The sequence below is a fragment of the Streptomyces sp. NPDC060194 genome, assembly GCF_042728285.1.
GTDB lineage: Bacteria > Actinomycetota > Actinomycetes > Streptomycetales > Streptomycetaceae > Streptomyces.
On record NZ_JBHWZH010000025.1, the window covers coordinates 49,110 to 56,911 of the forward strand.

A 7,802-nucleotide genomic window follows, 5' to 3' on the forward strand; every position below is an offset into this window, starting at 1 on the left:
TGTTGCCGTGGCGTTACGGAGGTGTCGCCGTGCAGTCCACTCGCATGTCACGCCTGTGCGGCATCTCGACGCTGTGCGGGATCCGCACGACCTGGACCACCGTCGGCGACGGGGAGTTCCACTGCCCCGACTGCGGCGGTGACCGCAACTACCGCCGGCGCACCGGCCGGCGCAGCCTCACCGTCCTCGGGGTCCCGCTGATCGGCCGTGGGGGAGTGGGCCCGGTCGTGGAATGCGCCTCCTGCCGCTCCCACTTCGGCACCGACGCCCTGGAGGCGCCCACCACCACCCGCTTCACCGCGATGCTCCGCGACGCCGTGCACACCCTCGCCCTCGCCCTCCTCGCGGCCGGCGGCACCGGCTCGCGGTCCGTGCGCGCGGCCGCCGTCCACGTGGTGCGCGGGGCCGGGTTCGAGGACTGCACCGAGGACCAGCTCACCACCCTCGTCGAGGCGCTCGCCGCCGACACCGGGCGGTTCCCCGGCTGCGCGGACGTCTCCCGCGGGGCCGCGCTCGCCGTCGAGCTGCACGAGGCCCTCGAACCGCTCGCCCCGCACCTCGCCCCGGCGGGCCGGGAGTCCCTCCTGCTGCAGGCCGCGCACATCGCCCTGGCCGACGGCCCCTACACCCCCGCCGAGCGCGACGCGCTCGCCACCGTCGGCTCCGCGCTCTCCCTCCGCCCGGAGGAAACGGTCCGCCTCCTGGAGACGGCCCGCACACCGTCCGGCTGACCGGCCCGGGCACCGCCCGTACGGCCCGCCCGGCCGTACGGGAGAATGGACCGCATGAGTCTGTTCCGTGACGACGGTGTCGTGCTGCGCACCCAGAAGCTGGGCGAGGCCGACCGGATCGTCACGCTGCTCACGCGCGGGCACGGGCGGGTGCGGGCCGTGGCGCGGGGGGTGCGGCGCACGAAGTCGAAGTTCGGGGCCCGCCTGGAGCCGTTCTCCCACGTCGACGTGCAGTTCTTCGCCCGCGGCAGCGAGCTCGTCGGGCGCGGGCTCCCGCTGTGCACGCAGAGCGAGACGATCGCACCGTACGGCAGCGGCATCGTCTCCGACTACGCCCGCTACACCGCCGGCACCGCGATGCTGGAGACGGCCGAGCGGTTCACCGACCACGAGGGCGAGCCGGCCGTCCAGCAGTACCTGCTGCTCGTCGGCGGGCTGCGGACGCTGGCCCGCGGCGAGCACGCCCCCCACCTCATCCTCGACGCGTTCCTGCTGCGCTCGCTCGCCGTCAACGGCTACGCGCCCAGCTTCGAGGAGTGCGCGCGGTGCGGGATGCCCGGGCCGAACCGGTTCTTCTCCGTCGCGGCCGGCGGGGTGGTCTGCGCCGAGTGCCGGGTGCCGGGAAGCGTCGTACCCTCCTCGGAGGCCGTCGCCCTGCTCAGCGCGCTGCTCACCGGCGACTGGGACACGGCGGACGCCTGCGAGGCCCGGCACGTCCGGGAGGGGAGCGGGCTGGTGTCCGCGTACCTGCACTGGCATCTGGAGCGCGGGCTGCGCTCCTTGCGATACGTAGAGAAAAGCTGAAGTAGGAGAGGGACACCCCCATGGCACGACGCGGGATTCTGGGGCGCCAGCGCCGCGAGTACAAGACGCCCGAGCCGCACCCCTCCGGTGCGGTGCCGCCGAAGCTGCCCGCCGAGCTGGTGCCGAACCACGTCGCCTGCGTGATGGACGGCAACGGCCGCTGGGCCAAGGAGCGCGGGCTGCCGCGGACCGAGGGGCACAAGGTCGGCGAGGGCGTCGTCCTCGACGTGCTCAAGGGGTGCCTGGAGCTGGGCGTGAAGAACCTCTCCCTCTACGCCTTCTCCACCGAGAACTGGAAGCGCTCGCCCGAGGAGGTGCGCTTCCTGATGAACTTCAACCGGGACGTCATCCGCCGCCGGCGCGACGAGATGGACGAGCTCGGGATCCGCATCCGGTGGGTCGGGCGGATGCCGAAGATGTGGAAGTCGGTCGTCCAGGAGCTCCAGATCGCCCAGGAGCAGACCGTCGGCAACGACGCGATGACCCTGTACTTCTGCGTCAACTACGGCGGGCGGGCCGAGATCGCCGACGCGGCGCAGGCGATCGCGCGCGACGTCGCGGCGGGCCGGCTCAACCCGGACAAGGTCAACGAGAAGACCTTCGCGAAGTACCTCTACTACCCCGACATGCCGGACGTCGACCTCTTCCTGCGCCCCAGCGGCGAGCAGCGCACCTCCAACTTCCTCGTCTGGCAGTCCTCCTACGCCGAGATGGTCTACCAGGACGTCCTCTGGCCCGACTTCGACCGCCGCGACCTGTGGCGTGCCTGCACGGAATACGCCTCCCGCGACCGCCGCTTCGGCGGCGCGATCCCCAACGAGCAGCAGTTGGCGGCGGGGAGCCTGTAGGGAGCGGCGACCTGGCGGGTGGCGGGGCTAGGATCCCGCTCCATGAACACTCCGGGGCGGGAATCCGTCGTCACCGAACGCGTCGAACTGGTCTGCACGCCGAACCGGGCGGACGTCCTGGCCGGGCTGCGGGCCCGGGCCGGGGTGACCGGGGCCACAGCGGTGCGCCTGGCGTTCCTCACGATCTCCCTCGTGGGCGGGGTGCTCGGCGTCGCCCTGCGGGGCGGAGCACCGTTCCCCGCCGAGGCGTTGATCATCGTGGGCGTCATGACCGCCCTGTACCCGCACCTCCAGGCCGCCGCCGTGCTGAAGACGCTGGCGCCCCAGGGCGAGATCCGCACCACCGTCGGCGACGCCGAGGGCGTCAGCTCGGCAGGCGCGCTGTTCCGGCAGTCCTTCGCGTGGCAGGCGTTCCGCGGCTACCGCGAGCGGGACGGCCGCTTCGTCCTGATCAGCCGCGATCGCAGCGGGATGCACATCGAGATCGTCCCGCTGCGGGCGCTCGTCGACCCCGCCGACGCGGACCGGCTGCGCGCGATCCTCGATCGCAACCTGCGGCGCGTCTGACGCGCGCCCCCACCCTCGGGTCAGGCCCCCGCGCAGTCCGCGCAGGTGCCGAAGATCTCGACGGTGTGGGCGACGTTGACGTAGCCGTGCTGCTCGGCGATCGCCTCGGCCCACTTCTCGACGGCGGGGCCCTCGACCTCGACCGCCTTGCCGCAGACGCGGCAGACGAGGTGGTGGTGGTGCTCGCCGGAGGAGCAGCGGCGGTAGACCGCCTCGCCGTCGCTGGTGCGCAGGACGTCGACCTCGCCCGCGTCGGCGAGCGACTGCAGCGTGCGGTAGACGGTGGTGAGGCCGACGGACGCGCCCTGGTGCTTGAGGAGGTCGTGCAGCTCCTGCGCGCTGCGGAACTCGTCGACCTCGGCCAGCGCCGCGGCCACCGCGGCGCGCTGCCTGGTCGAGCGGCCTCGTACCGGGGGTCCGGCGGTCGTCGCCACGTTGTCGTCCTCCTCGTATCGCTGCCGGTCCGCCATTGTGCCAGGGGCGGCGGCCGGCGTCAGACCCTCACCGCCTCCCCGGGCTCGGGCGCGGCGCCCGCGCGCGGCGCGGGGACGCCGATCCCGCAGGCCGCGGCCTCCGCGGCCGCCGCGCGCGCCCGGCGGCGGGCCAGCGGCGCGGAGGCGAGCGTCATCAGCAGGAAGACGGCGATGGCGAGCAGCACGATCGCCGCCCCCGACGGCGCCTCGACGTAGTACGTGGTGACCGTCCCGGCCAGCGAGACGGCCGTCCCGATCCCCATCGCGAGGAACAGCGTGACGGCGAACCCGCGGGTGACCCGCTGCGCCGCGGCGACCGGGATCACCATCATCGCGCTGACGAGCAGCAGCCCGACGATCCGCATCGCGACGGTGACCGTCACCGCCGCCGTCACCGCGATCAGCAGGTTGAGCAGCCGCACCGGCAGCCCGCTGACCCGTGCGAACTCCTCGTCCTGGCAGACGGCGAACAGCTGCCGCCGCAGCCCGACGGCGACCGCGAGCACCACCGCGGCGAGCACGACGGCCGCGGTGACGTCCGCGGTGGAGACGGTCGTGATCGAGCCGAAGAGGTAGGAGAGCAGCTGGGCGTTGGAGCCGCCCGGCGACAGGTTGATGATCATCACACCGCCGGCCATGCCGCCGTAGAAGAGCAGCGCGAGCGCGATGTCCCCGCTGGTCTTCCCGCGGGAGCGGATCAGCTCCATGCCGACCGCGCCGACGACGGCGACCAGGGTGGCCATCCAGATCGGGCTGGTGTTGAACAGCACCCCGAGCGCGACGCCGGTCATGGCGACGTGCCCGATCCCGTCGCCCATGATCGCCTGGCGGCGCTGGACGAGGTAGGTGCCGATGGCGGGGGCCGTGAGGCCGACCAGGGTGGCCGCGATCAGGGCCCGCTGCATGAAGGCGTAGTTCAGGAGGTCCATCAGGTCAGCAGTCCTGCCCGGATCGGTTCGCGGTCGTGGTGGTCGTGGGGGTGGACGTGGTCGTGGCCCGGCAGCGCGTGCGTGCCGACGGACTCCGGCGGCGGCCCGTCGTGGGTGACGCAGCCGTCGCGCAGGACGACCGCGCGGTCGATGAGCGGCTCCAGCGGGCCCAGCTCGTGCAGGACGAGCAGGACCGTCGCCCCGGCCGCGACCTGCGCGCGGACGGCGGTGGCGAGCACCTCCTGGCTGGCGAGGTCCACGCCGGCCATCGGCTCGTCCATGATCAGCAGCTCGGGCTCCACGGACAGCGCGCGGGCGATGAGCACCCGCTGGTGCTGGCCGCCGGAGAGCGCGTTGACGGAGTCCTCCGCCCGGTCCGCCATGCCGACGAGTGCGAGCGCCCGGTCGACGGCGGCCCGGTCGGCCCTGCGCGGCCACCCCAGGCGGTTGCGGGCGAGCCGGCCGGAGGAGACCACCTCGCGGACGGTGGCGGGCACCCCGCCCGCCGCGGTGGTGCGCTGCGGGACGTACCCGATCCGCGCCCAGTCGCGGAACCGCTTCAGCTCGGTGCCGAAGACGCGGATCTCGCCGCTGCTCAGCGGCACCTGACCGACGACCGCGCGGACGGCCGTCGACTTCCCCGAGCCGTTCGCGCCGAGCAGCGCGACGACCTCGCCGCGGTGGACGGTCAGGTCGACGCCGCGCAGGACGGGGCGGGAGCCGAGCGAGGCGGTGGCGCCGCGCAGGGATATGACGGGCTGCGCCGGGGCGTCGGCGGATCCGGACATGGTGGGTGCCTCCAAAGGTGCGGTCACTTCGCGCCGAGCGCCTTCTGCAGGGCGGCGAGGTTCGCCCGCATGACCCCGAAGTAGTCATCGCCCTTCGACCCGTCGGTGATTCCCTCGACCGGATCCAGGACGTCGGTCCTCAGACCCGTGTCGGAGGCGAGCGTCTTCGCGGTCTTGTCGCTGGCGAGCGTCTCGAAGAAGACGGTGGTGACGCCGTCGTGCCCCGCGATCTCCTGCAGCTGCCGCATGCGGGCCGGGCTGGGCTCGTTCTCCGGGTCGACGCCGGCGATCGACTCCTGCTCCAGGCCGTAGCGGGCGGCGAGGTAGCCGAAGGCGGAGTGGGTGGTGATGAACGTCCTGGTGTCGGTGTTCGCCAGGCCCTCGTCGAACTCCGTGTCGAGCGCCTTCAGCTTCGCGACCAGCGCGTCGGTGTTCTTCCCGTACGCGGCGGCGTGGTCGGGGTCGGCCTTGGCCATCGCCTTGCCGACGCCCTCGGCGACCTCGGCGTACCTGACCGGGTCGAGCCAGAAGTGGGGGTCGGTGGGGCCGTGGTCGTGGCCGTCGTCGGCGGAGTGCGCCTCGTCCCCGGCGTGGGAGTGGCCCTCCTCGGCGTGCTCCTCGCCCTCCGCGTGGTCGTGGCCCTCCTCACCCTCGTGGGAGTGCTCCTCCTGCGCGGCCGTCTCCAGCGTGGTCAGCTCGCCCGCGTCGACGGCGTTCTCCACGCCGGACTGGTCGATCGCCTCGTCCACGGCCGGCTGCAGGCCCTTCACGTACAGCGCGAGGTCGGACTCGCCGAGCTCGCCGGTCTGGCGGGGGGAGATCTCCAGGTCGTGCGGCTCCTGGCCGGGCTCGGTGAGCGTGGTGACCCGGGCGTTCTCCCCGCCGATCTGCTCGGCGAGGAACTGCAGCGGGTAGAACGACGCCGTCACGGCGAGCCGGCCGTCCGAGCCGCCGGAGGCGGAGCCCGACGCGGTGGAGCAGGCGGAGACGCCGAGCAGCGAGAGGGTGGCCGCGGCGGCGGGTATGAGGTGACGACGTCGAACGTTCATGACACTCATGTTCAACTAAAGTGGAAACGATTGTCAACAATGTCGTATGGGCGGATTGATCCGGAACCGATTTGATCCGGGGGGTGCACGCGCCGGTAACCTGAGGCTTTCGCCGCTCAACGAGGCGCCGGGCACCGCAGCTTCCGCGCCTCCACCGTCCGCCGTTACCGCCGTAATGAAGAGAGCACCGTGGCCGCCGACAAGATCGACACCATCGTCAGCCTGAGCAAGCGCCGTGGCTTCGTTTTCCCCTGCAGTGAGATCTACGGCGGTCAGCGGGCCGCCTGGGACTACGGGCACCTGGGCGTCGAGCTCAAGGAGAACCTCAAGCGCCAGTGGTGGCGCTACATGGTCACCTCGCGCGAGGACGTGGTCGGGCTCGACTCGTCGGTCATCCTGGCGTCCGAGGTCTGGGCCGCGTCCGGCCACCTGGCGACGTTCTCCGACCCGCTGACCGAGTGCCTCGCGTGTCACAAGCGGCACCGCGCCGACCACCTGGAAGAGGCGTACGAGGCCAAGCACGGCCGTCCGCCGGTGAACGGCCTCGCCGACGTCAACTGCCCCAACTGCGGCAACAAGGGCCAGTTCACCGAGCCCAAGCAGTTCTCCGGCATGCTGAAGACCCACCTCGGCCCGACCGAGGACACCGGCTCGGCGGCGTACCTGCGGCCCGAGACCGCGCAGGGCATCTTCACCAACTTCGCGCAGGTGCAGACGACCGCGCGCAAGAAGCCCCCGTTCGGCATCGCGCAGATGGGCAAGTCGTTCCGGAACGAGATCACGCCGGGCAACTTCATCTTCCGCACCCGCGAGTTCGAGCAGATGGAGATGGAGTTCTTCGTCAAGCCGGGCGAGGACGAGCACTGGCAGCAGTACTGGATGGACCAGCGCTGGGCCTGGTACACGGGCCTCGGTCTGCGCGAGGAGAACATGCGCTGGTACGAGCACCCCAAGGAGAAGCTCTCCCACTACTCCAAGCGCACCGCCGACATCGAGTACCGCTTCCAGTTCGGCGGCTCCGAGTGGGGCGAGCTGGAGGGTGTCGCCAACCGCACCGACTACGACCTCTCGGCGCACTCCAAGGCCTCCGGCCAGGACCTCTCCTACTTCGACCAGGAGAAGAACGAGCGCTACACGCCGTACGTCATCGAGCCCGCGGCCGGTGTCGGCCGCGCGATGCTGGCCTTCCTGCTCGACGCGTACACCGAGGACGAGGCGCCGAACGCCAAGGGCAAGCTGGAGAAGCGCGTCGTGCTGCGCCTCGACCACCGGCTCGCGCCGGTGAAGGCCGCGGTCCTGCCGCTCTCCCGCAACCCGGAGCTCTCGCCGAAGGCGAAGGGCCTCGCCGCGGACCTCCGCCAGAACTGGAACATCGACTTCGACGACGCCGGCGCCATCGGCCGCCGCTACCGCCGCCAGGACGAGATCGGCACCCCGTTCTGCGTCACCGTCGACTTCGACACCCTCGACGACAACGCGGTCACCGTCCGCGAGCGCGACACCATGAAGCAGGAGCGCGTCTCGCTGGACCAGATCCAGTCGTACCTGGGCAGCCGCCTGCTCGGCTGCTGACGCCTTCCCCGGCACCTGAGGGCCGGCCCCCGCTTCTGGCG

9 protein-coding genes are annotated in these 7,802 nt (G+C 72.1%); 5 read left to right on the top strand and 4 right to left on the bottom strand.

What is annotated here, in order from left to right:
* Positions 1 to 44 precede the first annotated feature (44 nt).
* From ACFWEG_RS08435 to ACFWEG_RS08450, 4 genes are read left to right on the top strand one after another with little or no spacing between them, the layout of a single operon-like run.
* Positions 45 to 731 carry a TerB family tellurite resistance protein gene (locus ACFWEG_RS08435; protein WP_387210713.1) on the top strand — a complete coding sequence of 229 codons (687 nt, stop codon included), beginning with the start codon at positions 45 to 47 and terminating at the stop codon, positions 729 to 731.
* 54 nt (positions 732 to 785) lie between these two features.
* Positions 786 to 1,535 carry a DNA repair protein RecO gene (recO, locus tag ACFWEG_RS08440; protein ID WP_387210686.1) on the top strand — a complete coding sequence of 250 codons (750 nt, stop codon included), beginning with the start codon at positions 786 to 788 and terminating at the stop codon, positions 1,533 to 1,535.
* A gap of 20 nt (positions 1,536 to 1,555) precedes the next feature.
* Positions 1,556 to 2,383 (top strand): isoprenyl transferase, encoded by an 828-nt coding sequence (locus ACFWEG_RS08445; RefSeq protein WP_387210689.1) that lies wholly within the window; start codon positions 1,556 to 1,558, stop codon positions 2,381 to 2,383.
* A gap of 42 nt (positions 2,384 to 2,425) precedes the next feature.
* On the top strand, positions 2,426 to 2,950 hold the full coding sequence (locus tag ACFWEG_RS08450; RefSeq protein ID WP_387210692.1) for a hypothetical protein: 525 nt from the start codon (positions 2,426 to 2,428) through the stop codon (positions 2,948 to 2,950).
* Positions 2,951 to 2,970: 20 nt separating this feature from the next.
* On the opposite strand, the gene ACFWEG_RS08455 is transcribed toward ACFWEG_RS08450, so the two are convergent.
* From ACFWEG_RS08455 to ACFWEG_RS08470, 4 genes are read right to left on the bottom strand one after another with little or no spacing between them, the layout of a single operon-like run.
* Positions 2,971 to 3,384 carry a Fur family transcriptional regulator gene (locus ACFWEG_RS08455; RefSeq protein ID WP_387210695.1) on the bottom strand — a complete coding sequence of 138 codons (414 nt, stop codon included), beginning with the start codon at positions 3,382 to 3,384 and terminating at the stop codon, positions 2,971 to 2,973.
* Positions 3,385 to 3,443: 59 nt separating this feature from the next.
* The gene (locus ACFWEG_RS08460) at positions 3,444 to 4,352 is read right to left on the bottom strand and encodes a metal ABC transporter permease (RefSeq protein WP_387210698.1); all 909 of its coding nucleotides are present in this window, start codon (positions 4,350 to 4,352) and stop codon (positions 3,444 to 3,446) included.
* Positions 4,352 to 5,140, bottom strand: coding sequence for a metal ABC transporter ATP-binding protein (locus tag ACFWEG_RS08465; protein ID WP_387210701.1), 789 nt, complete (start codon positions 5,138 to 5,140; stop codon positions 4,352 to 4,354). The genes ACFWEG_RS08460 and ACFWEG_RS08465 overlap by 1 nt, the downstream gene beginning before the upstream one ends.
* Positions 5,141 to 5,163: 23 nt before the next feature.
* The gene (locus tag ACFWEG_RS08470) at positions 5,164 to 6,189 is read right to left on the bottom strand and encodes a metal ABC transporter substrate-binding protein (protein WP_387210704.1); all 1,026 of its coding nucleotides are present in this window, start codon (positions 6,187 to 6,189) and stop codon (positions 5,164 to 5,166) included.
* A gap of 189 nt (positions 6,190 to 6,378) precedes the next feature.
* Between ACFWEG_RS08470 and ACFWEG_RS08475 the strand changes: the two genes are divergently transcribed.
* The gene (locus tag ACFWEG_RS08475; protein ID WP_387210708.1) at positions 6,379 to 7,761 is read left to right on the top strand and encodes a glycine--tRNA ligase; all 1,383 of its coding nucleotides are present in this window, start codon (positions 6,379 to 6,381) and stop codon (positions 7,759 to 7,761) included.
* Positions 7,762 to 7,802 lie beyond the last annotated feature (41 nt).

Coding starts and splice junctions, on each gene's coding strand:
- ACFWEG_RS08445 (WP_387210689.1), top strand. CDS start 1,556: ATGGCACGACGCGGGATTCTGGGGCGCCAGCGCCGCGAGTACAAGACG.
- ACFWEG_RS08450 (WP_387210692.1), top strand. CDS start 2,426: ATGAACACTCCGGGGCGGGAATCCGTCGTCACCGAACGCGTCGAACTG.
- ACFWEG_RS08435 (WP_387210713.1), top strand. CDS start 45: ATGTCACGCCTGTGCGGCATCTCGACGCTGTGCGGGATCCGCACGACC.
- ACFWEG_RS08470 (WP_387210704.1), bottom strand. CDS start 6,189: ATGAACGTTCGACGTCGTCACCTCATACCCGCCGCCGCGGCCACCCTC.
- ACFWEG_RS08465 (WP_387210701.1), bottom strand. CDS start 5,140: ATGTCCGGATCCGCCGACGCCCCGGCGCAGCCCGTCATATCCCTGCGC.
- recO (WP_387210686.1), top strand. CDS start 786: ATGAGTCTGTTCCGTGACGACGGTGTCGTGCTGCGCACCCAGAAGCTG.
- ACFWEG_RS08460 (WP_387210698.1), bottom strand. CDS start 4,352: ATGGACCTCCTGAACTACGCCTTCATGCAGCGGGCCCTGATCGCGGCC.